At 49.5% G+C, this 25,460-nt stretch carries 23 protein-coding genes; 6 read left to right on the top strand and 17 right to left on the bottom strand.

What is annotated here, in order from left to right:
* The first annotated feature begins 57 nt into the window (after positions 1-57).
* Positions 58-1,731 (top strand): iron uptake porin, encoded by a 1,674-nt coding sequence (locus SynBIOSE41_RS00750; RefSeq protein ID WP_186539258.1) that lies wholly within the window; start codon positions 58-60, stop codon positions 1,729-1,731.
* A 406-nt stretch (positions 1,732-2,137) separates the two neighbouring features.
* Complete coding sequence (locus SynBIOSE41_RS00745; protein ID WP_186539257.1) at positions 2,138-4,078, top strand: LysR family transcriptional regulator; 1,941 nt, start codon at positions 2,138-2,140, stop codon at positions 4,076-4,078.
* Here SynBIOSE41_RS00745 and SynBIOSE41_RS00740 read toward each other — a convergent pair.
* The 4 genes from SynBIOSE41_RS00740 to SynBIOSE41_RS00725 are packed head-to-tail and all read right to left on the bottom strand — an operon-like array spanning position 4,068 to position 8,341.
* Entirely contained in the window at positions 4,068-5,072 is a 1,005-nt protein-coding gene (locus SynBIOSE41_RS00740; protein WP_186539256.1) for a YeiH family protein, read from the bottom strand. The two genes, SynBIOSE41_RS00745 and SynBIOSE41_RS00740, sit on opposite strands and share 11 nt — an antisense overlap.
* 60 nt (positions 5,073-5,132) lie before the next feature.
* Positions 5,133-5,915, bottom strand: a complete 783-nt coding sequence (locus SynBIOSE41_RS00735) for an ABC transporter ATP-binding protein (RefSeq protein WP_186539255.1) — start codon at positions 5,913-5,915, stop codon at positions 5,133-5,135.
* A gap of 10 nt (positions 5,916-5,925) precedes the next feature.
* Positions 5,926-6,795, bottom strand: a complete 870-nt coding sequence (locus tag SynBIOSE41_RS00730) for an ABC transporter permease (protein ID WP_186539254.1) — start codon at positions 6,793-6,795, stop codon at positions 5,926-5,928.
* Between the two features lie 52 nt (positions 6,796-6,847).
* Positions 6,848-8,341 carry a nitrous oxide reductase accessory protein NosL gene (locus tag SynBIOSE41_RS00725; RefSeq protein ID WP_222930562.1) on the bottom strand — a complete coding sequence of 498 codons (1,494 nt, stop codon included), beginning with the start codon at positions 8,339-8,341 and terminating at the stop codon, positions 6,848-6,850.
* A gap of 528 nt (positions 8,342-8,869) precedes the next feature.
* Here SynBIOSE41_RS00725 and egtD point away from each other — a divergent pair.
* Together egtD and SynBIOSE41_RS00715 are read left to right on the top strand one after the other, a co-directional pair.
* Positions 8,870-9,841 (top strand): L-histidine N(alpha)-methyltransferase, encoded by a 972-nt coding sequence (gene egtD, locus SynBIOSE41_RS00720; protein WP_186539253.1) that lies wholly within the window; start codon positions 8,870-8,872, stop codon positions 9,839-9,841.
* A 98-nt stretch (positions 9,842-9,939) separates the two neighbouring features.
* Positions 9,940-10,425 (top strand): hercynine metabolism protein, encoded by a 486-nt coding sequence (locus SynBIOSE41_RS00715; protein WP_186539252.1) that lies wholly within the window; start codon positions 9,940-9,942, stop codon positions 10,423-10,425.
* A 12-nt stretch (positions 10,426-10,437) separates the two neighbouring features.
* Here SynBIOSE41_RS00715 and SynBIOSE41_RS00710 read toward each other — a convergent pair whose 3' ends face one another.
* From SynBIOSE41_RS00710 to SynBIOSE41_RS00680, 7 genes are all read right to left on the bottom strand, one after another.
* Positions 10,438-10,701, bottom strand: coding sequence for a hypothetical protein (locus SynBIOSE41_RS00710; RefSeq protein WP_006042532.1), 264 nt, complete (start codon positions 10,699-10,701; stop codon positions 10,438-10,440).
* Between the two features lie 68 nt (positions 10,702-10,769).
* Positions 10,770-12,239, bottom strand: coding sequence for a lysine--tRNA ligase (gene lysS / locus SynBIOSE41_RS00705; protein WP_186539251.1), 1,470 nt, complete (start codon positions 12,237-12,239; stop codon positions 10,770-10,772).
* A gap of 86 nt (positions 12,240-12,325) precedes the next feature.
* Positions 12,326-13,135: a response regulator transcription factor RpaB gene (gene rpaB, locus SynBIOSE41_RS00700; protein WP_186539250.1), complete on the bottom strand. Its 810-nt coding sequence runs from the start codon at positions 13,133-13,135 to the stop codon at positions 12,326-12,328.
* Positions 13,136-13,257: 122 nt separating this feature from the next.
* Positions 13,258-14,565, bottom strand: a complete 1,308-nt coding sequence (locus SynBIOSE41_RS00695) for a sugar ABC transporter substrate-binding protein (RefSeq protein ID WP_186540639.1) — start codon at positions 14,563-14,565, stop codon at positions 13,258-13,260.
* Entirely contained in the window at positions 14,562-15,065 is a 504-nt protein-coding gene (locus tag SynBIOSE41_RS00690) for a rod shape-determining protein MreD (protein WP_186539249.1), read from the bottom strand. Before SynBIOSE41_RS00690 ends, SynBIOSE41_RS00695 begins: the two co-directional genes overlap by 4 nt.
* Before the next feature lie 3 nt (positions 15,066-15,068).
* Complete coding sequence (mreC, locus tag SynBIOSE41_RS00685) at positions 15,069-15,812, bottom strand: rod shape-determining protein MreC (RefSeq protein WP_186539248.1); 744 nt, start codon at positions 15,810-15,812, stop codon at positions 15,069-15,071.
* 5 nt (positions 15,813-15,817) lie between these two features.
* Positions 15,818-16,870 carry a rod shape-determining protein gene (locus SynBIOSE41_RS00680; protein ID WP_066910291.1) on the bottom strand — a complete coding sequence of 351 codons (1,053 nt, stop codon included), beginning with the start codon at positions 16,868-16,870 and terminating at the stop codon, positions 15,818-15,820.
* A gap of 152 nt (positions 16,871-17,022) precedes the next feature.
* Between SynBIOSE41_RS00680 and SynBIOSE41_RS00675 the strand changes: the two genes are divergently transcribed.
* Complete coding sequence (locus SynBIOSE41_RS00675; RefSeq protein ID WP_066910231.1) at positions 17,023-17,403, top strand: single-stranded DNA-binding protein; 381 nt, start codon at positions 17,023-17,025, stop codon at positions 17,401-17,403.
* A 27-nt stretch (positions 17,404-17,430) separates the two neighbouring features.
* Here SynBIOSE41_RS00675 and SynBIOSE41_RS00670 read toward each other — a convergent pair whose 3' ends face one another.
* The 5 genes from SynBIOSE41_RS00670 to ahcY all read right to left on the bottom strand — a co-directional run bounded on the left by SynBIOSE41_RS00670 (position 17,431) and on the right by ahcY (position 23,787).
* Positions 17,431-18,090, bottom strand: a complete 660-nt coding sequence (locus SynBIOSE41_RS00670; RefSeq protein WP_066910234.1) for a DedA family protein — start codon at positions 18,088-18,090, stop codon at positions 17,431-17,433.
* A gap of 464 nt (positions 18,091-18,554) precedes the next feature.
* Positions 18,555-19,007, bottom strand: a complete 453-nt coding sequence (locus tag SynBIOSE41_RS17900; protein WP_255475886.1) for a hypothetical protein — start codon at positions 19,005-19,007, stop codon at positions 18,555-18,557.
* 583 nt (positions 19,008-19,590) lie between these two features.
* Positions 19,591-20,022, bottom strand: coding sequence for a glucosyltransferase domain-containing protein (locus SynBIOSE41_RS17895; protein ID WP_255475885.1), 432 nt, complete (start codon positions 20,020-20,022; stop codon positions 19,591-19,593).
* Between the two features lie 254 nt (positions 20,023-20,276).
* A complete protein-coding gene (locus tag SynBIOSE41_RS00660) occupies positions 20,277-21,770 on the bottom strand; it encodes a hypothetical protein (protein WP_186539246.1) in 1,494 nt (497 codons plus the stop codon).
* A gap of 586 nt (positions 21,771-22,356) precedes the next feature.
* Positions 22,357-23,787: an adenosylhomocysteinase gene (gene ahcY / locus SynBIOSE41_RS00655; RefSeq protein ID WP_186539245.1), complete on the bottom strand. Its 1,431-nt coding sequence runs from the start codon at positions 23,785-23,787 to the stop codon at positions 22,357-22,359.
* 24 nt (positions 23,788-23,811) lie between these two features.
* Between ahcY and tsaE the strand changes: the two genes are divergently transcribed.
* Entirely contained in the window at positions 23,812-24,315 is a 504-nt protein-coding gene (gene tsaE / locus SynBIOSE41_RS00650; protein ID WP_255475884.1) for a tRNA (adenosine(37)-N6)-threonylcarbamoyltransferase complex ATPase subunit type 1 TsaE, read from the top strand.
* A gap of 41 nt (positions 24,316-24,356) precedes the next feature.
* Here tsaE and SynBIOSE41_RS00645 read toward each other — a convergent pair whose 3' ends face one another.
* Positions 24,357-25,391 carry a carbohydrate kinase gene (locus SynBIOSE41_RS00645; protein ID WP_186540629.1) on the bottom strand — a complete coding sequence of 345 codons (1,035 nt, stop codon included), beginning with the start codon at positions 25,389-25,391 and terminating at the stop codon, positions 24,357-24,359.
* Positions 25,392-25,460: the final 69 nt, after the last annotated feature.

Raw genomic sequence — 25,460 nt, 5'->3', positions numbered from 1 at the left:
ATAAATTTATGTCGAGTTGTTTTGCCAGCTCAATTACACAGTGTGAGGCCATCATCAATGAAACTAGCTCATCAATTCCTTGCCTGCCAAGCGGTAGTAGCGCTTTTAGCACAGACTTCTGCAACAAACGCTACAGAACTGAGTATTGATCGCATCTCATCTTATGTTCCCTTATCAAAAGATGCGGTGTCGGTCGAGCAGGTCACCAGCATCACCCAGTTCTCTGATGTCTACCCGACCGACTGGGCCTATCAGGCTCTCAGCAACCTGATTGAGCGCTACGGCTGTGTCGCCGGTTATCCCAACGGCACCTACCGCGGCAACCGTGCCATGACCCGCTTTGAGGCGGCCGCACTGCTGAATGCCTGTCTCGACCGCGTCACCGAAGTGACCGACGAGCTCAAGCGTCTGATGAAGGAGTTCGAAAAGGAACTCGCCATCGTCAAGGGCCGTGTTGACGGTCTGGAAGCTCGCGTTGGCGAACTGGAAGCAACCCAGTTCTCCACCACGACCAAGCTGAAAGGTAAAACAACTTTCGTCATTGGTGGGGTCAATGCTAATGGTGACAGTCAAAATGGCATATCTTTCGATCAAGTTGGAACCGGTGGAGCAGATGCATATAACGAAGAATTTGGCGCACTAACATTTAATTACAATCTTGATTTATTTCTCGATACGAGCTTTACCGGAAAGGATTTACTACGAACAAAGTTACGCGCTGGCAACTTCGGGCAATCAGCTTTCGGTGGAAGAGGAGTTAACCTAACAGGACTAAACATCGCGTTTGCAAGCGAAGATAATGTCAAAGTTGATCGACTCTTTTACAAGTTTCCAATTGGGGAAAGCTTCACATTCATCGCGGGTGCAAAAGCGAGAAATACTGAAGTATTAGCAATGTGGCCATCTGTATATACAAAAGGGGGGGCCACTATCCTTGACTATACTGCTGTTGCCGGTGTGCCAGGAGTTTATAACAAAGCAACAGGACAATTAATTGGAGGTTACTGGCAGCAAAAAGTTGATAAAGGTGAGCCTAATTTAAATGTCAGCATCAACTATGTGACTGGTAATAAAGCAGGGTCTAATTCAAACCCTGGAGAAGGAGGATTTATGACTGAAAATTCAGCAGCAAATCTTACAGCTCAGGTAGGTTGGGGAAATGGAAATTATGGCATAGCAGGTGCGTATCGATATGGCCAGTGTGATTCAAATTTTAGAAAAGGCACTTCTTTCGTACAGAACGAGAAATACAATCTTAAGTGCACGACTGAGAATGGAGAGCGCACAACGCGTTCCTCCAACAGTTATGCGTTAAACGCTTATTGGCAGCCAGAGAAAAGTGGATTAATTCCATCCATTTCAATAGGTTGGTCGATAAACACAGTCAATGGCAAAAGAATTGTTGATGGAACATACACCAACTCACAGAGCTGGTTCACAGGCCTGAAGTGGGAAGATGCGCTTATGGACGGTAACGCCCTTGGCATTGCTGTTGGCCAGCCGACCTTTGCCACAGCTCTCGAAGGCAGTGATACAGCATTCGATGGTAACTATATCTTCGAACTCTACTATAATTTTCAAGTCACGGATAATATAGCTGTAGCACCAGCTCTTTTTTATCTATCAAGGCCAATGGGGCAAAACACACAAAATCTAATTGACAATGGAGCTGGCTATGACGGACGATTTAACGTGTTTGGAGGTTTAATACAGACAACTTTTAAATTCTGAACAATCACCAATTAGGCCTCTTCGATGGGGCCTTTATTATTGCAAAAAAATCAATCAAGTGCAAACCAATCATACAAACCATAAACAATTGTTGAAATACCTAAGAAGACAAGTAATTAAGGCTCTCAAATTACAGACTGCAACCCTAAACACAAACCCTACGCGAGCCAAATGAACAATAAACTAATTCTCAAAACTTATTAAATATCTCAAAAGATAACTCAGCTGGCAACCTGCAACTGCTCAAAAAGGAGTTCAATCAATTTTAACCTTAACATCAGAGTACTTACGAAGTAATTCAAACCTGAATTGGCTTTCCTAATCCCTGCGCGTCAAATCATGATTGGTATCATTCGACACCCAAACAGTGATCGTAGTTACATATATTAGTAAAAATGGTTTGACGATGGACCTCTCTCAAATCAAGGCATTTTTAGCTGTTTCCGAATTTGGTAGCTTCACAAAAGCTGCAAAATTTTTACACCTGAGTCAACCCTCAATAAGCCTGAAGGTCATAGCACTCGAGAAACACTTAAAAACAACACTAATTCATCGCGAAAATAATAAAATTCACCTCTCAGAGTCTGGTCGTTATGCACAAGAGAAGCTGGAGCATGTCGTCAAACAAATTGAGGAGTTAGAGCATTACTTTGACAACCAAGAAAAACAAAATAAACTTAATTACACTATATATCACGAATCTGACGTTAGCATGAGCGCTCTTAAACAGGTCATATTACATATAGAGTCAACACTTGGCGAAGAAATAACAACTCACACATTTCAATGCAATAGCGAACAGGAAATTATTGATCTATTAAAAAAAGACACCAATGCCTTTGGACTCTCGAGATACAAAACCGATTCCAATGAAATTAAATCTCGCTTGATAACCGATGAAGAGTTTATGCTTGTATATTCAGATGATGATTTAAGCAACAAAGAATCTATTGATCTATGCGAGTTGCTTTCGAAGAGAGTATTTCTTCCGGAACTGCATTCTGAAAGCTTGCATTTGCTCGAAACAAGAATTAGACCATTTGGACTCGATATTACTGATTTCACAAAACGTTCCCACGTCTCGGAAAAACTGATGGAAGAACTAATTAGGGATGCTGGCGGAATAGGCATCAAGCTATGCAATACAAAAGTACCGAGCAATTGCAAACGCATTAGAGTTAATGAACTGTCAACGCCATATGGACTATTTTTACTCGCTCATAAAGGGAAACAAGGTGAACAGCCAAATAGTAATGATCTCGTATTCAGTGCAGATCTGAACTATCAATTCGAAGATAATTACCCACCGATTCTGCCAAGGCTTAGTAAGGCTTCTCAAAAACAAAGTAATTCACCAATTACTGTCAAACATTCAGAAAATAAGGTCTTAAAAATTGGAATTCAAAATAGAACTATTCAAACGGTGGTTTCGGGAAGAGCCATTCAAAAGCTTGGGCTTCTTGACTCTTTTATTGCGGAAATTAGCGACAGCTCTCAAAACCAGTTCTCAACAAAATGGATAGATTACAAATCAGCAGCTCCAATGCTTAAAGGTCTCAAGGAATCAGAGTTAGATATTGCAATCATAGGAGATTACGCGATTAGTCATATGGCTACAAATCAATCATATAACGATGAGAACGGGCCGATACTTATAAGCTTTGTGAGCATCAATCCTTACGGAAGTGGATCGAGTTTGCTTATTCGCAAGGATATTAAAGAAACCGAATTAAAAAACCTTAAAAATAATATAATTGCTGTGCCTTTTTTGTCTACGGCTCATGGAAGTCTTCTTTACAATTTAAATCAGAATAATATACTCAGTTCAGCAAGATTAATAAATATAAGTCTTGAGAACCAGAAAACTCCTTTTGATAATTCTATGGATGCTGGAGCAGTGGCATGTTTTACACCATTCGATCATATCATCTCAGCGGAACATCACTACCAAAAAGTAGAAGATGAAGTATCAACACCATTTGCATTTTATGGCGTTGTTGCAAGACGACAATTTGCTGTTCAACAACCTGATATAGTTATTGCATTTCTCAAATCAATGCTATGTTCAAATTATTGGTTTAAAAACACAACTTCATCGATTCAACATCTTAGCCGATGGACTGGTGTAGATATGTTCCATATTAATTACATCTTAGGGGAGCGTCATGGGAAAGACGGACATTATCAACCTGACATGAAGATTAGAGAAGATTGGATTGAAGAGTACACCGAAAAAATATTTATAGAAAACCAACGCAATAAATCAACAGTATCTAAAAGAAGTAGTATAGTTCAGACAGAATACCTTGATTCAGCAATGCGTGATCTAGGCATGACTAAATTCTAATTATAAAATATGAGGTAAATACTAATTGCAATGCCGTAAAAATAGCGAATATAATAGCCCGGCAATCACTTCGACTGAGATCAAAATTACATAAATATCCAATTGCAAACATAGCCAAGGACAAAGAGAATTTGGAAACTTGACCTAACAATGGTCTCAATTGAGAAAATACGGTATATAGAGAAAATTCAGGACCGTAAAGAATACCACTTAAATCAATCATTAGAGAAATGAAAGAAAGCATCAAAAATACGATCAAAAATCTGGGGAAAGTTCTAAGAAAAGAGTTTAGAGAAAATTGATATTTTCTAGCTTTTTTGGAATCAGAATATTCTATGGAATTTGGAGATGATAAAATTTTCAATAAAAACATTACTGGCAATAACATTATAATTCGTATAGATTTTATCATTAATGCAATGTCGGTTGATTCAGTCGAAAAAATAGAAGCACTTGCAACTACTTGTGCTGTAGATTGTAAGGATGAACCTGCCCAGACTCCAAAAGCTTCTGAAGAGAGATTAAGCAAATCTGCAAAGAATGGCAATAGAATCATCAATATAAAACCAATTAATGTGTTAATCCATATTGCTTTGGCAATATCTTTTTTTTCACCATTAAAGATCTGAGACGCAAATGATATAGCAGCTGGTCCACATATACAATTACCTGCTAAAAGCCATAACATGAAGGAGTTGTCAAGTTTAAGGAATCGGTTAACAACAGTTCCAACGACACATGTGAGAAAAATGCAAAACAAAAGAGATACAATTGTATGCCATGAAATAGCTAATAAATCAGATAAGACAAATTGAGCGCCCATCAGGGATAATGCAAAAGAAAGCGCTCGTGAAGATAACCAATCTGACTGACCAATCCAGGTTGAACGGCCATCAAGCGAATTACGAAATAAAAAACCTGCTACCAAAGACAGAAGGATTGGTTGCAAAAAAATTGATGATAATAGAGATTTTTTAATAGATGGATCTGGCAAAAAAATGAAGACAAAAAGATTAAAGACAATCCCTACAACTAAAAAATACATTATAATTGATTACGCCGCGATCATTAATTTGTCAGTCTCCTCGCGTATCGTACGAAGAATTCTGAGCTTAATATCTCTAAACTCATCTAAAAAAGTTGAATCAGCCGAGCGCGGCCTCTTTAGCGAAACATCAAATATTTCCTTAATATGGCCAGGATTAACTCCCATAACAACAATTCTGTCGGCCAACAAAACAGCCTCATCAATGTCATGAGTAACGAATATAATAGTTATACCTACTTTCGCCCATATACTCAATAACATCTCTTGAAGTATTATCCTTGTTTGAGCATCTACAGCTCCAAATGGTTCGTCCATCAATAAGACTTTTGGATTTGTAATTAAAGCTCGAACAATGCTGCCACGCTGTTGCATACCACCTGAGAGTTCGTGTGGAAAATTCTTTTTATAACCTATAAGGCCTACTAAGTCTAAAAAATGTTCTACTTTGATGTTAATTTGTTCCTTTGATAATCCCTGTATTTTCAACCCATAACCAACATTCTGATCTAATGTCATCCAGGGCAACAGTGAATTCTTTTGAAAAACAAAGCCGCGGTCAGGACCAGGTTTTGAAACAGGTTTGTCGTTAACAGTAATAATACCGCATTCTGGCCTATTAAATCCCGCAATTGCATTTAGCAACGTAGATTTTCCGCATCCAGAAGGTCCTAATAAACAGACAAATTCACCTGGTTGAATGCGCAGATTAATATTCGAAAGAACGCAGCGCCGTGAGTTTTTATCTCCAAAGAACTTACTTAGCTGCGTGATTTCAAGAAGATTAGACATTGGAAGAAAATCAGAGGGTACCTTTTGTAATTTGACGCCAAGGCATCATTTGATTAGTAAAGTATTGAATCAATTGAGAAGAAAATGCTCCTAATAGTCCAATTAAAATCATTCCCATGACAATGGGAGGATATTCAGAAATGACATAAGATTCCCAAGTTTTGTAACCTATGCCATATTTACCGGCAATAATTTCTGCGGTTACAAGGCAAAACCAAGCATTTCCCATACCAATTACAAGACCAGCACTTATACCGGGGAGCGATGATGGGATAATGATATCTCTAAAAAGCTGATAATACGATGCACCTAAACATTGTCCTACTCTAATCATTAATAAATCAGACAGCGATGACTCTACTGATTTTTGAGTGCTGACAAGAATAGGATAAAATGCTCCAACAAAAGTAATGTAAAACATCCCTATTTCTGCATTTGGAAACATTAGAATAGCTAGAGGTATCCAAGCAACAGCAGGAATTGGACGTAAGAGCTCTAAAGGAGTTGCCACTAGTTCCTCAACTAAATGGGATGAACCAATCAGCAAACCAATTGCAATGCCTAATATTGAACCTGCAGTAAAACCACAAATAACTCTGAAGATGCTTGATCTTAAATGTATCCAAGGGTTGGCTTGTACAAAGGAAACAAATGCAGAAACAACTTCCGTAGGTGCTGGCACGAATTGAAAGTTAATGATGAAATTAATTTTCAAAACACTTAAGATTTGCCATAAACAAAGAAAGAAAACTAATGACAAGGTTCGACGGCTCAGTGAACCACCGTGGTTTGTCAGGAAGCGACGAAATGATTTTCCTCGCTTCCTGACAGTGACTGTTGAAGGTTCGTGGGAAGTACCTGAAGACGCGGTGACTGCCATGAAATTTAATCGAAGATTTGTTAGTGAAGCTCTAAACTATTTCCTCCTATACTCATCCAAGTGATTGAAGCTGAGCGAAATCGATTACCTTCCCTCCAGATTTCTGGGCATATGCATCAGCATCATCCTTCAACAAAAATGCAGTAACCTCGCCATCGTTTTCAACAAAAAACGCTGTGTTTGCAAATAGTTTCCAACCTTTATTCATGTCATGAACAAAAACAACACTTGGGGTCTTACCATTTTTCTCAAATTCCTTTAGAGCCTTCACCATGCTGACAGGGCTTGAATAGTTCTGAACTTTTTCTTCACCCTCAATCCAAATTTGACCAGCATTCTTTGGATTAGTTATTGGAGTATTATCAAAAGCATCAGAACCTGATATCTGATAATTCTTACCTTTTTCAATCTGCGCATCAACAGAAGAATTTAGTTTTGCTGCTGCATTTTCTAAATAAGTGTTATCAATCCAACCACGTACATCTGATGGTTGAATGTTTTCGTTTTCAATTTTGCCCAAGCTTTTTAAAGTTGCAATACTGTTTTCAAGTGCTTGAAGCTGGACTTCTTCTATTTCTGGAGAAAGATATTGCAGCCCAGATGGTCCCAAAAACATATAGACGACTTCCTTATCAATGCCAGACCATTCCTCAATCTGCGCCGAAATTATTTCAGGACTATCAAAAAATTTATTATTTGCCACAAGAACTGACTCCATAAAAGCTGTAACTACTTCAGGACAAGCTTTTGCAAAATCTTCACGTACAGTTATGCCGTGAAGGGTTGGAACACCCGTCTGAGCTCCATCAAATATTTTTTTTGCAAAACCCCGGTAAGGGAAAAGCTCGCCAAAAGGAACGAAGTCCCCATGCGCTTCAATTTGATTTTTTTGGAGAGCAGAACCCCCAACAGCTGGAGCTTGGCTTATGAGGGTGAGATCTTTTTCAGTATCAATACCTTCATCTTTTAAAGCTTTCAGAACCATTCCATGAGCTGCTGAGCCGAAAGGCACAGAAACAGTTCCACCCTTTAAATCCTTCAAGCTTGTTGCTTTGCTATCGACTGGGACTACTACAGCATTGCCTGCACCATTAGGACTATATGCCAGAGTGCCGATATAGACAGTTTTAGTATCGCCTGATCCTTCCCTGCCTTTAATGAGATTAATGACAGCAGGGAAATCCCCCATCAGGCCAATTTGAATTTGTCCAGCCATCATTTTGTTTGTAATTGGAGGACCTGATGTATAACTCGACCATTCAATATTATAATCTAGATCTTTGTATTTTCCATCTTTAGGCAGCTTATCCTCAAAGAATTTTAATTCTCGAACTGTAGCGCCACCAACCGCTGTATTAATAACTTGGTCTTGTGTACCAATATGGATGTTTTCACACATTGATGCGTCAGACGTATCTTTAGAAACTGAAGAATTATCAGTTCCAGCACAGCTAATCAATGTGGAACCTACCAATCCAAGAGAAGCCAAGCGGCCAAAACCCTTGAGGAAAGTTTTGCTGGTAGCGGAAGAAGATCTGTGAATCATTGTCGATATAAGTTCAATTCAATCATTCAATCCAGAAATCTTAAACGCTGTAGCTATTGCTACAGAGATGACTTGCCTCCATGAACGAACTCAATGGGAAAACTGACTATTAATAACCTCAATGACGAACTAGCGTATACCTTATGGATGAAATTTAAATCATTCCGAAAAATTTTCAAGGTAAAATATTTTTAGCTTTTATGTACATTTCGCGCTAGCCCTCATTTTAACGCATAATTTAACCATTTAACATTATGACCACTCGAGCGGTATTTCGACTGATCCAAGCAATCCATGTCGTTGGTTAATTCATTTGAAAACCCTGATGAGAGCAGTGTCATGAGCAAAGTGAATGCTTACAAGCAACAGCTCTTTTGCAGCAATTAAAAACATATTACCATAGGAACTAATTGAAACGACTTACAAGCAAACTTTTCAATTCATACACCGCAGGCAATCCCGCGATAATCAGCGAAACTAGTTAACTTCTGCCAGCTGGTAGCTGGCGGGTGTTCTACGCCTGGCCCAATGACAACACAAACGCCTGCGCGTCCTCAACTGATCGACCTGCATCCACCCAATGCAGATATGCAACGGCTTGTGCATAACGGTCTACAACGCGAACCCCGCCAGCTACCAGCATGGTTTCTGTACGACAACGTGGGATCGCGACTGTTTGACCAGATCTGCGAGCAACCGGAGTACAGCCTCACCCGAACAGAAATCAGCCTGCTGGAGTCATCAGCAGCAGACATCGCCCGTGCCATTGGATCAGGGGCGATCGTTGAATTCGGAGCAGGCAGCGCCCGCAAGGTGGGACCACTGCTGGAAGCGATGCAACCTTCCGCCTATGTGGCTCTCGACATCAGCGCGGACCACCTGCGCCAGTCGATGGCGTCACTTCAGGCCCAACATCCCAGCATGCCAATGCTGGGAATCTGCTGCGATCACAGTCAGCTCGATGCTCTTCCAGACCATCCATTGATCCGTGGGGAAAGGCGAGTGGGGTTCTTTCCTGGTAGTTCCCTCGGCAACTTCACTCGCGACGAGGCCATTGCGCTGCTGCGCAGATTCAGGCGACTGCTCGATGGGGGACCGCTGTTGCTGGGACTTGATCAGCCCAAATCAAGGTCCAGGCTGGAGGCCGCCTACAACGATGCAGCAGGGATCTCCGCCGCCTTCGCCCACAACCTGCTGCAGAGACTGAACAATGATTTAGGCGCCGACTTCAATCCAGACAATTTCCTTTACGAGGCTGTCTGGCAGGAGACAGAGAGCCGTGTGCGCATGGCCCTGATCAGCGAAGTCAATCAAACGGTCTCGGTGGGTGGTGAACCATGGACCTTCAGCCCGGGACAGCCCCTTGTGACCGAATACAGCGTCAAATACTCAGCAGAGATGGCCCGTGAACTGGCCAAAGACGCAAGCTGGCACTGGCGCCACCGCTGGCACGATCCTGCCGATGACCTCTCCCTGCACTGGCTGGAAGCTGCAGACTGAGCAGAGACCCGTCAAGCCCTGATCAGCAGCATGAACGTGAGCAACCACTCGCCTTCCGCGGGCACGCATGGCGACTTCAGAGCAGGCAGGGATCTCTGATGTCGCTTACATGGCTGGATCAGCTTGAACGGAACCTGGAAGAGCGGTTGGATGCATTTCTGCGCTCCAATCCCAACCAGGACCGCCTCGTGCGGGAGCAACATCTGCAGGATCGACAGCGCGATCTGAACAGTCGACGCGATCAGATGCAGATCCAGGCGAAAGACCTACGACGCCAGCTGCTTTCACTGGCAGAACAGGTTCAGGCCTGGGGAGAGCGCACCAAGAAGGCTCGCAACGCCGGAGCTGATGACCTGACATTGCGCGCTGAAAAGCATGTGAACAACCTGATGGATCAGGGCAGGGATCTCTGGAACGAGCTGGATGAGCTGGGTCGGAATTTCCGAGACCTCGATCAACAGATTTCCAATCTCAATCAGAAGGCTTCACAGCAACGCGGACGTCGCAGCCTGGATGAAGACTGGGCCTTGTTTGAAGCCCACCAGGAATTGGAGGACCTGAGACGTCGCCAGGGACTCAGCTGATCCAGAGTGCAATCAGGCCTTGGGAGCCGGCGGCTCAAGACTGACGTTCTCGGGCGGTGGAGTCGGATCAGGATCAGCAATCAGCATGTGCTGAAGAACGATCTCAGGACGCTCGCTGTCACGCCAGCGAATGCGATAGGCGGGCATCTTTGTGCCTCGGCTGGTGGTCTGCTCAACGGGCTCCATCACCCAGCCGCGTCGGGAGCGCCCCTGGGGATTGCGCTTGACCACCGCATCGGCGTGCTTGAAGCGGAAACCTACGCGCTCACCACTCATTGGAAAGGGACCATGCCACTGTGTTCCATTATCCACCCTGAGGGCACAAGGCAACCTCCCCCTCACATTCAAATCTCGGGGCGGAGCAGCGGGAAGGCAATCACATCGCGGATGGAGGGGCTGTCCGTGAGCAGCATCACCAATCGATCGATGCCGATGCCAAGGCCACCCGTAGGAGGCATACCCACCTCCAGAGCATTGACGAAATCCTCATCCAAACCCTGCGCTTCCAGATCGCCAGCAGCTTTGCGCTGCTGCTGTATTTCCAGGCGCTGACGCTGATCGACAGGATCAGTGAGCTCACTGAAAGCATTGGCATGCTCTCTGCCGACGATGAACAGTTCAAAACGTTCAACCAACCCAGGCTTGCTGCGATGCGGACGAGCCAGAGGCGAAATCTCCAGGGGATAATCCATCACGAACGTGGGCTGGATCAAGGTGGGCTCCACCGCCTGTTCAAACGCCTCATTCAGAAGGCGTCCCACCGAATCGGCCAACGCAGGAACATGCAGACCCTTGGTCTCCATAGCCGCTGCGGCTTGCTCCCGAGTGCTGAAGCCATGGAAATCAAGGCCGGTGGCGTCCTGCACCAACTCATGCATGGTTGCCCGCCTCCAGGGAGGGGTCAGATCAATCTCGGTGCCCTGATAGGTGATGGTCTGACAAGCGCAAACCTCCTGGCAGACAGCACTGATCATCTGCTCCGTGAGCTCCATCATCCCCAGGTAATCGGAGTAAGCCTGGTACACCTCAACTGTGGTGAATTCAGGGTTGTGTCGAGTGCTGATGCCCTCGTTGCGGAAGATCCTGCCGAGCTCGTACACACGCTCAAAGCCCCCCACCACCAGCCTCTTGAGGTGCAGTTCAGTGGCGATTCGCAACGTCAGTGGCAGGTCCAGAGCGTTGTGATGCGTTTCAAAGGGCCGCGCATCAGCCCCACCAGGCTGGCTCTGGAGAACGGGTGTCTCAATCTCCAGGAAGTCGCGATCATCCAACCAGCGTCTGATGGCGCTCACTGTTAACGCACGCCGCCGGAACGTTTCCCGCGCCTGAGGGGTCACGATCAGGTCGAGATAGCGTTGCCTGTAGCGCTTTTCCACATCGGCAAGGCCATGCCACTTATCAGGCAAAGGCTGCAGCGATTTGGTGAGCATGGTCCACTCGGCCACTTTCACCGAAAGCTCACCGCGATCGGTTCGGCGCAGGATGCCACGCACACCGATCAGATCGCCTGCATCCACAAGCGCCGTGATCTGTGCAAATGACTCACCCAGAGTCGACTTCTCCAGAAACAGCTGGATCGTGCCGGTCTCATCAGACAGGGTGAAGAAAGCCAGTTTGCCCATCACCCGTCGAGTCATCACCCGACCCGCAACGGCCACCTTGAGATCCCGCTCTTCCCCCTTGGGTAGGTCAGCATGGGCATCCTGCAACTGAGCCATTCGATCGGTTGGATCGAAATGGAGGGCATAGGGCTCCATACCCTGTTCTCTGAGGGCATGCGCCTTCTCCAAACGGGTCTCTCGCAGTTCAGACACGGCACAGAACCTCACTTGGGCGCCATCCTGCCGCTCGATGGTGCCGACAAGCGAGCAATCGGCGTCAGAACATCAACAGGAGGATCTCAACTGGCTATGGCAGCAGGAGCGTTATCGCCCATTCTCTGAGAGGAGTAACCGATGCCGCGCACGGTGAGAATCAGTTCAGGGTTGCGAGGATCCGGTTCAAGCTTGCCGCGCAGGCGCGCAACATAAACGTCAACCACTCGCAGGTCCGCAGCACGACGCGGCGGGTAACCCCAGAGCTGCTCAAGAATTTCGGCACGAGGAACAACCCGCCCTGGTTCCCTGAACAAAAGCTCCAGAAGACTGAATTCGGTGTAAGTGAGTGAAATGCGCTCACTGCCACGAGTCACCTGACGTCGATTGGTGTCCACCACAAGGTCACCGACGCGAACAACGCCCTGACCTGTGGGCAGTTCCCGAGGTTCAGCTGCAGCTGAACCTCGGCCCACGCGACGGAGAATCGTGGCAATCCTGGCTTCCAGTTCCTTGGGGCTGAAAGGTTTCGGCAGGTAGTCATCTGCACCGAGGTCAAGACCAGCCACTCGCTCGGAGATGGCTTCAAGTGCCGACAGGAAAATGATCGGCACACAGGACTCAGCCCGAAGACGTCGACAAACCGCGAAACCATCCAGTTTCGGCAACATCACGTCGAGAACGACGAGGTCAGGCGATTCGCGATGGAAGACCTCCAGTGCCTCCTCACCATCCTCTGCACAGACAACGCGATATCCGGCTAACTGAAGTCGCATCACCAGGACACGACGAACAGCTGGCTCGTCATCCACAACGAGCAAAGTGGCTTTGACAGACTCTGGAGCTCCCTTGAGAGACCCATCGCCATCAAATTGGTGGGATGGGGCTTCGGGCATACACTCCATCGGGTAAGAATTGCAACCCTACCGTTCGACGGGAACCGATCGAGCTCTGGGATCCAAACCGGGAAGAGGTTTTCGCTTCTTTTAAGAATTGAAGCAGTGGCCAACCCTTGATTTCAGGGCCAACGGGCACTGGCGTAACGGTTCCATTGCTGCTCAGCTTCAAGCACGGCCTGATCACTGCTGATCTGGCCCAACATGGCCCGCTGCAACTGGGTGTAGATGATGCTCTGCAGACGCTTCACCCCAGGGGTCGCAGGCACAAGCACCCGGGCACTGTTCAAGGTCTCAGCCGACAACAAACGCGCATCACGGATTTGCGCTTCGGCCGCATCGGATGGCTGCTCCGCCTCAAGCTCCGCACGAACAACCGCCAATGCCTCCAGAGAAGACGGCAGCACTCTTGCCTCGCGGGCGAAACGAGCCTGATTGGTTCCGTTGGTCAGAAACAGGGCCAGTTCAACAGCAGCATCGGCATGCTGACTCTGACGAGGCACGGCCAGGGTCATCAAGGCCACATTGGCCGTACCGTCCGAGCCGGTCAGAGGGGGCTGAGGCGAGGTCACAGCTGCCACACCAGGGGCATTGGTCTGAATGCTGCGCAGAAACTCCGCACCACTGGCGAGCAATGCAAGTTCACCGCTCTGGTACAGCTCGACGGCGCGCCGTTGGCCCTGACTCACCACTTCCCGAGGCAACAAGCCGTCGCGATACAGATCCGTCCAGAAAGCAAAGGCCTTGCGACCGACCGGCGTGTTGAACGCGGCTCTCTGACGGGCGTCAAGAAGGCTCACACCCATCTGCACGAACGACTCCAGAAGCTCTGCGGAATCGTCGGGAACAACGGTGACAAAGAGACCGTAACGACCGGTGCGCTCTCGAATACTGCGGGCATAGTCAGGCACCTCCTCCCATCGACGCGGAGCCCTGGCGATGCCGGCCTGACGCAGCAGGTCATTGTTGACCAGGCTTAAACGGACGGTCAGATACCAGGGGATGGCGATCTGACCCGCCTCAGAATCCCTGGCTGCCTCCCAGACCGATGGCAAATAGCTCTGCTGTGCATCAGGCGGCAGTAGGGGTGTGAGATCGGTCAGGCCTCCCTTGCTGGCCAGATTGGCCGCAAAAGGGGGATTGAGGTTCACCACATCAGGAGCGGTGCGTGCAAACACTGCCGCCAGCAGCTTGCGCTCCACCGATCCCCAGGGAAGGTCTGTCCATCGCACCGGCGCCTCTGGATGGAGGGTGTCCCAGGCCCCGAGCACGTCGTCCATGTACGGATTGAACTTTGGAGCAAGCTGCAACGTCCAGAGCTGGAGAGTCCCCTCGGGAGCCGAACTGGGTCGACAGCCCCAGATGAACACCGACAGTCCGGAGAGAGCCAGGCCGGCAAGAAACCGGCGCCGACGCAAAGAAACAATCATGCTGGTGCTCGACGACGCCACAAAAGCAACTGCCAGGATCCGACCAACGGTGCCAGCAGTCCAGTGATCAAAGCCTGGGCGAGGGTGGTGTGCAGCGCCCATGACTGGATCAGTCCAGCGGATGGTCCCAGCACCAGCCACTGGAGCCACAAAGACAGACCCAGTACAAGCGAGCCGATCCAGGCAAGCAGTCCCAGATTGAGGCTGCGCTGGATCGGCGGACCGCGGCGTCCCATACGCCCCCACCACCAACCCATCAAGACCAGAGCCGGGACCTGACTGACATCCCCAAGGCTAAGACCATCTAGAACAAGCCCAAGCGCAGCTCCTGCAACCGCACCGGCAAGCGGACCATCCACCAGGGACCAGGGAAGCAACCAGAGAATCGCCCAGCTGGGCGGAACCCCATCCAGATTGATCCAGGAGGGTGCTGCCATCTGCAACATCGGCACCAGAAGGGCGGATGCCACACAGATTGGTTGTCGGTGCAGGCGCATCATCCGTCAGCGCACCTTCACCTGGACCCAATCGATGGCATCCGGCGGGGCGATCAGCTGCACAACAGCGGTTGGCGCGGGGACTGATCTGGAATTGAGCGACTGCACCACTGCCACGGGCAGATTGGGGGGCAACAAAGTGCTGGCCGGAGAAGTACTGACCAGATCACCTGGACGGACCTGGATGTCCTTGTCGAGAAACTGCAACTGTGGCCGGGCTGTTCCAAGGCCCACCAGCAGCCCATGCTGCTGGGTGCGCGGCAGCCAGACGCCGATACGACTGCCAGGAGCCGTGAGCAGTCGGACGTTGCTGGTGGTGGGTGTCACGCTCTGGACCCTGCCGACCAACCCTCCGGGACCGATCACAGCATCATCCTTCGCCACACCTTCAACGGAGCCTTTGCCCAGCAGCAACTGCTGCCACCAGCCCGATGCTGTGCGTGAGATCACGGCAGCCTGAAGCCAGTCACCGGATGACTGTTGATCCAGCGCCAGAAGCCCTCTCAGGCGTGCATTGTCCTGCTTCAAAAGCTCCAGACGGGAGAGCTGCTCCTGCTGTTTGGCAGTCTCAATCCATTCGCTCTGAGCAGAGCCTGGCCAGAAAGGCCTGCTCAACAAGGCGAAGGCATCAGCAAATCCAGCCCCTTTACTCAGTCGCACCAAGCCAAGAGCCAGCAACAACAGCAACCACGGCCACAGCTGCTGGATGGAACGCAGCCTTGCGCCCTGGGGCCTCTGGGAGGAGCCCATGGCGATCAGAGAGCAGCAGCGGATCGAACAAACTCAGGAGTGTCGAGCACCCTCTGCAAGCGCTTGTAATCCTCAAGCACCTGACCACAACCCTTGACTACACAAAGGAGTGGCTCTTCGGCGATATGGGTGAAGATCCCTGTCTCATGGCTGATCAGATCACTGATGCCACGGACCAATGCTCCACCACCGGCCAGCATGATTCCTCGGTCAACGATATCGGCGGCCAGTTCTGGCGGAGTGCGCTCGAGGGTGCGCTTCACAGCCTCCACAATCACGTTCAGAGGCTCAGCGATGGCCTCACGCAAATCCCCTGCCTGCAACTGAATGGTGCGCGGCAGCCCAGAGAGCAGGTGAAGGCCACGCACATCCATCACCGACTGATCGAACTCATCGTCGGGGAACGCCGAACCGATACGGATTTTGATCTCCTCAGCGGTGCGCTCGCCAACCACGAGGTTGTGCACTTTCTTGAGGTAAACGCCGATGGAGTCGCTGATTTCATCTCCAGCAACCCGCACAGATTCACTGAGTACTGTTCCACCGAGACTGAGCACCGCCACCTCGGTGGTGCCGCCGCCGATATCCACAATCATCGTGCCGACAGGCTCCGTGACCGGCAGACCGGCACCGATCGCAGCAGCGACAGGCTCATCAATCAGGTGAACTTCACGTGCTCCAGCAAGACCGGCCTCACGCACGGCACGGCGCTCCACACCGGTGACCCCACTGGGAATCCCAACAACAAGGCGAGGAGCCACAATCCCGCGGCCTTCATTGCCTTTCTGGATGAAGGTTTTGAGCATCTGCTCAGCCGCATCGAAATCGGCGATCACACCATCGCGGAGGGGGCGAACAGCACGGATATTTCCAGGGGTGCGGCCCAGCATCAGCTTGGCTTCGTCGCCAACGGCCATGGTCACGCCGCGTTCGAGATCAAGCGCCACAACGGAGGGTTCCTGCAGAACGATCCCCTTGCCCGAGACGTAAATCAGGGTGTTGGCAGTACCCAGGTCGATGCCGATATCGCGGGACAGCTGGAAACGGCGGAACAGCACTGGCGAGAACACATTTCGGCGAATCATAGGGGCAGTCTCAGGCCCCATCTGTTACAGATTCGTTTGACGGTGGAACTTCTAGAAGGCAGCCACGACAACCGTCAGTTTTGACAGCCGTGGCGCATCATTGACCCACAAACAGGAGAGATTCAATGGGTGTCAACTCCGTGACTTTGGTTGGCCGTGCCGGCCGAGATCCAGAAGTCAGGTATTTCGAATCGGGAAGCATGGTGGCCAATCTCACCATCGCCGTGAACCGCCGCAGTCGCGATGACGAGCCGGACTGGTTCAATCTCGAAATCTGGGGAAAACAGGCTCAGGTGGCAGCGGACTATGTGAAAAAGGGATCCCTGCTCGGCATCATCGGCAGCTTCAAACTGGATCGCTGGAACGACCGCAACAGTGGAGAAGAGCGCAGCAAACCCGTGGTTCGGGTTGATCGGCTTGAACTTCTGGGCTCGAAGCGAGACAACCAGGAAGCTGGCGGCAGTTTTGGAGGCGGCAGCCCCAGCGAAGAGGAAGTGCCCTTCTGATGTTGGTCTGATCAGGTCAGTCCGCCGTCAATCGGCGGACTGACGACGCCTCCAAATTCGCAGTCCCACCCAGATAGCCCCTGCCAGCACAGCGACCACCAGCAGCACCTTGATCACCTTGCTGACCGGATCAATCCAGGCCTCCACATTGCTGTAGCCCTCACCAAGCACCATGCCGGCAACAGTCAGCAACAAGGTCCAGATCAGACTGCCGGCAGTCGTCCAGATCAGGAACGGAGTGATCGGCATCAACTCAATACCAGCAGGCACCGAGATCAGAGTGCGAATGCCTGGCACGAGGCGCCCCCAGAACACCAGAGCCGTTCCATAACGGCTGAACCAACGGCGACTGCGAGACAACTCCTCAGGACTGATCCCGATCCAGCGACCATGGCGACTGAGCCACTGCTCGATGCGTTCTTCATTGATCAGACGGCCAATGCCATACCAGGGCAGAGCGCCCAGGACGGTGCCCAGCAAACCCGCGATCACAACAGGGAGCAACTGCAGCTGGCCTTGCTGAACATAAAAACCTCCCAGAGGCATGATCAGCTCTGAGGGAATCGGAGGGAACAGGTTCTCCAGAAACATGGCCGCAAAGATTGCGGCGTATCCCGCCCAGGGATTGGACTCCACTGCCTGGCCAATCCACTCAGGCAGCTGTGAAACAAATTCGGTGAGCCCCATGGACCGCGCTGAAGTCGAGGCAAGTCTTCCATGAAGTGGTGCATCCGACGTCGTTTGAGCACAGAAACACTGCTCGTCAACGAGCAAAGCGGCTTTTGTCGCCAACTGTCGGCTCAAAACTCAGGCAGCAAAAGAAACAAGTTCACCGAGAATGCTTGACAGATGATTTTTGACGTCGTGAATTTTTAATTGGCAATCGCTGTCATGAGCACGCTGGCGCGATTCACACGAAAGAGCTGACACTGCGTTCGACCAAAAGCCGAAATAAAAGCTCTGCTTCAGCAAACTGGACAAACAAAAGCTTCATTACTTAAAGCGATCAAGCCAGCAACAGCAACTGAGCAAAGTCGATGGAGATACTTTGTACACTGAAAAGGCTCTCAGAAGTTAGAAAAATTTGGGAAATTCATTATTTATGAAGTCATCGGGATAATCCTGATCTCATGAAACCAATCAGTGCCTGGTCAAGTGCGAGGGCGTTTCGAAGCGAGTTTCGGGTTGAGCTGCAGCAGCAAATCGCGATCTCCAATGCGTTGCAGCGAAAATTCACTTGTGCAAATCGCATCAATAGACAGTTCACATTTATCTGAACCTGAGGTTTTCAATTGACTTTGCCTGCGTTGCTCAAACTGCAAACCATGTAGCCGCAGCTGAGTCATCGAAAATATGGTATTGCCATCCAACAAAGGCGGAATCAATCGATCAATCAGGTGGAATTTCTTCGCCGGATTTTGCAAAACTGTGGAGCGGGGCATTGTGCCTTCCACCGCCACGGCGCGCAGGTGTTTCTCAGGTGCACGAGCTTGAAGCACGGAGGCTGCGCCGACGATCCGCGATAGACGACTCTGCTCAAAACGACCCTGAGCAGCAAAAGCATGGCCGTAGGCATATGACACAACCACCATCAGCCAGATCATCGGGATTACTCCAAGTCTCCAAAGAGGACGTTGCACCAGTCGCGACAGCGCCAGCAACTGGAGAATCACGCTGTTGAGCACAGACCGAAATAGAGCAAAACACGCGGATGTCGCACAAACGATTCGCTTAACAGCAGCATCCCTCCAGGCGCAACAAGAGCCACCAAAAACGCGGTCACAGCGCTGAGAGCCACCTTCCAAGATCTCCACTGGATCACTCAAGCCACATAGACAAAGCCAAGCAGCAGAAAAGGCAGCACGAGGGGTCAATGGCCAAAATTTCTCAGCAACTGCTGCAATGGCTCAATGGCGGACTTGAATACTTCCAGCGGTAAGGAAGCATCCAACGGCTTCAATTCAGCCGAACTGATGGCATACCCATTGAGCCTGTGCTCAAAAAACAGCGCAATCAGAAAGCGATAAGTGCCATATCCACCGCATCAACCAGTGCACTCATCCAAAGACGTCGAGGCAGCGAAAGCGCCTGCCGTGGCCGATTCAAGGTATCCAGCGCAGAAGCAACACAGAGACAACCGGTCATCACCAGAAATCCATTGGCTCCTGGTTGATAAAGATTGAACGACTACAGCTGCAAGATCCAAGCTCCGCCCACGACGCGCCAATTGCAGTTCAGATTCACAAGCAATACAGCTGTTACTGCACAGGCCAGAGACACCGCCATGAACAAGGAATCGAAGCCATACGACAGCGCTTGCAACGCATAGGGCTGCGCCATCAACGGCAGGCTGGCAAGAGCCGTCCAGAGCGGAGAGCGAACGCCATAAGCGCCGGCGCAAACAACTCCAACATCGGACAACACAGCGATGGTCAGCAGTGTGTAAAGAGGAGAAACTGCCGTGGCAGGACGAGCGAAATTGAGCCACTCCACCAAGATATCAGCGCCAGGGCGGCCTACATGCACCCACGAAAGACGCCCATCCATGGCCCGCTCGAGGTCATCGAAATAAAGATCGACCCTAAGAATCAACGGCAATAGCGTTATCAATCCCGCCATAAAAGCAGCCGAGCACTGACGCTGCAGTGCAGGCTCCTGGAGAAGTCCAAACCAATGATCAAAAAATCTTTGTTGCGCCATTGCTCAGACAATGAACATAAAAAAAGCTTGCCGCGCAAGCACCCTGGCAGAAAGGAATGACACAGCAGTGCTGGTCAAGAGCAGATCAGTAAAGATATTGATCTGGCTTATAAGCACCTTAAACCAGCACATTGACAATCAATGAACTACAAAACAACACGAGACAGAATCAATCAAAGCTCATTAAGCTGTTCACATATTTTTTCGGCTGTTCTGGATTGGGACAACACATCATCTGAACACGCATGAACTTTTATCCATGCACCAAGCGATTCGTAATTAGGATAAAAGCCTCTACTACAAAAATAGCGTCGTTCAGAATCAGGCATATTCTTGAAAATAGATGGACTCAAATAAGAATCTTTGAAACATTTTTCTGCACGCTGCAAGCGCACTCTTTTGGAATAAATGATGTCATACCATTCAATATTTGCAGCGGTTCCAGCAACTAAAGTCAAGGCAGACAAAGCCGAGAAGAAAACTCGGAAAGAATTAGACAAGCCAGGAGCTGATACAAGATAAAAAAGCAAAAATAGAGTGATACAGCCATACAAAATCGACATTGAATTATATCTTGTCTCCAAGGCATAGTCCACACCTGCTCCGCTCCTGCCAATTGAACTAGCGCATGCCAAGCCCAGTAAAAAGATTAGTTGAGCACTGTAAATCAGAAAAACCTTAGGACAGCAGTTAAATCTTTTTACAAAGTAAATGCCTGCCAACAGAATCAAGACAGGGGGGGAAAATGCAATAAAATAAGAAAAAAGAGACGAGTTAGTTATTGTTTGATAAAAATTCCCAAGAAACAATGCCACATACTCGAGACTCAATCCGCCTCTCAAAGAATCATGATGAGGGGGACTGACCCAACCGACAAAAAAGAACAAAACAGACAAATAAATTAAAAATAAGCTACTGACTGACCAAAGAAAAGAAGGGCTACGCAAGAGAAAACTAATATTTGCTTTCTGCTTAAAATTAAACACTATTCCACAGAATAGCAAAACAGTGCAAACAACCGAGAGAGCAATATTTCCAGAAAAAGAGAATATTGAGAGCCACGAAAATACTACGGAATACATTGAAAGTGCATAATTACTAGACCAAAATTCGACTGATCCCTGAAATGAGCCATCATCAGATTGTCCATTAATAGCATTAGGAGAAGAAAACCTAAAAACCATACTGGCAAAAAAGCTAATAGCAAGCATGGCAAATAAAATGCCTAAAAAGAAACTCGTCTGAACCTCCCATAATCCATTCCATAGATTTGCAGGCCCGCACGCATAAACAAATAAACCGTAGCCAACAATCAAGTAAAATAAGAAATGGGATTTATTCTTGAAAACCGAGTCACTGCTGGATTTTCTCAAAGTCCCAAACAGTGGAAAAGCCATGATTAGTATCGTGAACGCACGTATTAAAAACGAAAACAAGTGCCAGGCAGGCCCAAACACGGGCATTATTGAATCGACTGACAATGCAAGCACCTTAAGAGTTACTTTACGACTCTCATTGTGTTGACTAAAAACGGTAGCTACAAATTCAGAAAATTGTTGAGATAGCGATTCTCCCAAAGGATTGGCTGTTGGCTGGGCTTTAAAGGCAAGAACCCACCTAACTGGTGTATCCCAGGTATCTCCATAAGGAAGTGTAAGCAAAGGCAACGTTGAACAGATCGCCAAAAATGTGATGAAACTGACCAGTACTAGACTTAAACAAACAATGAAATGCCGCTGGTATAAACGCAAAATCAAAGCTTAAAGAAGTAAAACATCTTAGCATGATTCCAATATGCTTTAAAATTCAAAACTAATAGATTAAAGCAAAACAAATTTGTTAGACAGTTTTTCGATGCGAAAACAATACTTTTCTATAGTTGAATTGATGTAATACAAAATTAATTGACTCAATTGGAAAATTAAGCACTATGCTCAGCAAAGCGGGATCAGCGTTGCAGAGTCAACTGAATAACCATTCAGGCTGTGATCAAGAAATACTGGAATCACTAAGCAATCAAGTCCATTGCCTCATGTATAGCCCAAAACCTTGATCAACATCGGGAAGAGCATCATGCCCCCACCACAAAGGCAGCCGACCACTAACGCTGCAGTGCAGGCTCCTGGAGAAGTCTAGACCAATGATCAAACAATCATTGTTGTGCCATTGCTCAGACAATGAACATGAAAAAAGCCAGGACGCGCAAGCATCCTGGCTGAAATGAAAGACACAGCAGTGCTGGTCAACAGCTGATCAGTAACGATAGTGATCGGGTTTGTAAGGACCTTCAACCGGCACATTGATGTAGTCGGCCTGATCCTTGCTGAGCTCGGTGAGCTGGGCACCGATGCGACCCAAGTGCAGGCGAGCTACCATCTCGTCGAGATGTTTCGGAAGAACGTAAACCTCTTTTCCGTACTCTTTGCCCTTGGTGAAGATCTCAATCTGAGCCAGCACCTGGTTGGTGAAGGAGTTACTCATCACGAAGCTGGGGTGGCCCGTGGCGCAACCCAGGTTCACCAGACGTCCTTCTGCAAGAAGGATGATCTTGTTGCCGCTGGGCAGGGTGATGTGATCGACCTGGGGCTTGATGTTTTCCCACTCATAATTTTTGAGTGAAGCCACATCGATTTCATTATCAAAATGACCGATGTTGCAGACAATCGCCTCATCCTTCATCTTCACCAGGTGCTCATTGCGGATCACCTGGTAATTGCCGGTGGCCGTCACGAAGATGTCCATCTCTCCGACGACATCCTCCAGACGGACGACGCGATATCCCTCCATGGCAGCCTGAAGGGCACAAATGGGATCCACCTCCGCGATGCAGACGGTGGCACCCAGTCCACGCAGGGACTGGGCCGAACCCTTTCCCACGTCGCCATAGCCAATCACAAGCGCCTGCTTGCCTGCCACCATCACATCGGTGGCGCGCTTGATGCTGTCAACAAGCGATTCACGACATCCGTAGAGGTTGTCGAATTTGCTCTTGGTGACCGAGTCGTTGACGTTGATCGCGGGGAACGGGAGCTCACCGCTTTTCTGCATCTTGTAAAGACGAGCCACACCAGTGGTGGTCTCCTCAGTGACACCCTGAATCTGGGCTTTGGTGCGGCTGTAGAAGCTGGAATCCTGTGCAAGCTTCTTTTTGATCGAAGCGAAGAGGTAGGTCTCTTCCTCATTCGAAGGGTTATCGAGAACGGTGATGTCCTGCTCAGCCTTGCTTCCCAACATCACCAGACCGGTGGCATCGCCACCGTCGTCGAGAATCATGTTGGGTGAACCACCATCACCCCACTCGAGGATGCGGTGGGTGTATTCCCAGTATTCCTCAAGAGTTTCGCCCTTCACCGCGAACACTGGGATTCCCTTGGCTGCAATCGCAGCTGCAGCGTGGTCCTGCGTCGAGAAAATATTGCAGGACGCCCACCGCACGTCAGCACCAAGCTCGACCAGAGTTTCAATCAGAACCGCAGTTTGAATGGTCATATGCAGTGAACCGGCGATGCGGGCGCCCTTCAAAGGCTTTTCGCTGCCGTATTTCTTGCGCAATGCCATCAAGCCAGGCATCTCGGTCTCGGCGATATCGAGTTCCTTGCGGCCGAAATCAGCCTGGTTGATATCGGCAATAACGCAATCGACGCCAAGCTTCAGCTCAGCCGCGGACGTGGGCGCTGCCACCATGGTTTGGGTGCTCCCTAAAAGAATGTGGAGTTGAATATCTGCGGAGACGCCGAGGCTTCGGGCTCGCTGATTAAGCAATCTACCGATTGGAGCTGGATCCTGAAGGACCTGGAGGCCACTCGTGCTCTGGGTAGGTATCTCGTGCAACAAGCTGAACGTCCATCACTGCTGCTGCTTGAGGGCACGCTCGGTGCGGGCAAAACCTCACTGGTGCAAGGCATGGCCTCGGCTGTGGGCATCGACGAACCGATCACCAGCCCAACCTTTGCCCTTGCTCAGCACTACCCCCAGGGCAAACCACCACTTGTTCATCTGGATCTCTACCGGCTGGAGTTGCCAGCAGCAGCCGATGACCTGTTCCTTCAGGAAGAGGAAGAAGCTGTGGAGATGGGCGCCATCCTGGTTGTGGAATGGTCGGAACGACTCAGCCTGGACCTTCCGGATGCCTGGCGGCTGAAGCTGTCTCACCGGAGTGAGGGAGGCAGGCTGGCAACTCTGAACAAATGCGATCCGTCAGCTGATGTCTGAGCAGCCTGATGAACGAAGGGTCAGATCAGGGCCCTGAACAATCAGGGGTCGAGTTGATCGAGAAACTCCATCACCATGCTTGGCAGAGGCTGCGGATCAATCGCCCCGGCACCGGCACAGACAAGTGCACCACAGGCGGCCGCATAGCGCACAACCTGTTCCACAACCGCAGCACTGAGCCGAAGTGGCTGGCCCGTTGAAGGGGTCAGTGTCACCAGTTGATGCAGCAGTCCTGCCGTGAAAGCGTCTCCAGCTCCCGTGGTGTCAACAATCTGAGGCGGTGCCAGAACCGGCATCGAGCCGCGATGGCCGGCCATACACCAACGCACCGGATGACCGCCATCGGTAACCAGAACATCGGGCTGCTGCGACAAGGAAGCACTGATCTCTGCTGGGTCACTACTCCTGAACAGCCACTCGGCTTCTTCCCTGGCCAGTTTGATCAATCCGGCTTTCTCGAGAAAAGGTTGCATCAGAGCCAGCGCCTGCGGGGAAGGACCTGCAACCGGGTCCGCAGACGGATCCCAGAACGTTGGGCGCCAGTTCACATCAAGGGCAATCCGCACACCATCCCGCTCGGCTTGACTGACCGCAGAGCTCAAGGTTGCCGCAGAGGCCTCTGTGGCCAGAGGAATGGTGCCGATCAAAAGCCAGCGAGCTTCCGCTGCCAGAGCACACCAGATCGGATCAAGACTGCTCTGATTCAAGGACTGATCGGCAAAGCCTTCGCCGCGGTCGCCAGCAAATCCCTGAAAGACCCGTTCACCAGTGGAATCACGGCGCACCAACACCACCCGACTGGGCCGTTGAGGGTCAATCTGAAGACCGCGCAGATCAACTCCGCGGTTGCCCAACATCTCCTGAAAGTTATTGCCGATGACATCGGCACCCAGTCGACCGATGAAGGCGACCGGTGTGCCAAGACGGGCCAACGCGCAAGCCACGTTGGCAGGAGCGCCACCAAGACGGTCGTCACAATCCCGTGGCGCAGCCAAGGAAGGGTCACACCCCAGTGGTCCGAGCCGATCCACAAGGGCCTCTCCAAGACACAGCACCTGCGGAGCGGAATCAGACATCAGATCTGCAGCGGCTACCAGCAGCGTGGCCAGAAATTCGACCAACGTCAGGCAGCGCAATCGCTGTTC

Source organism: Synechococcus sp. BIOS-E4-1 (assembly GCF_014279995.1).
Classification (GTDB): Bacteria; Cyanobacteriota; Cyanobacteriia; order PCC-6307; family Cyanobiaceae; genus Synechococcus_C.
Note: the sequence above shows the minus strand (reverse complement) of the source record. Positions and strands in the feature narration are given on the sequence as shown.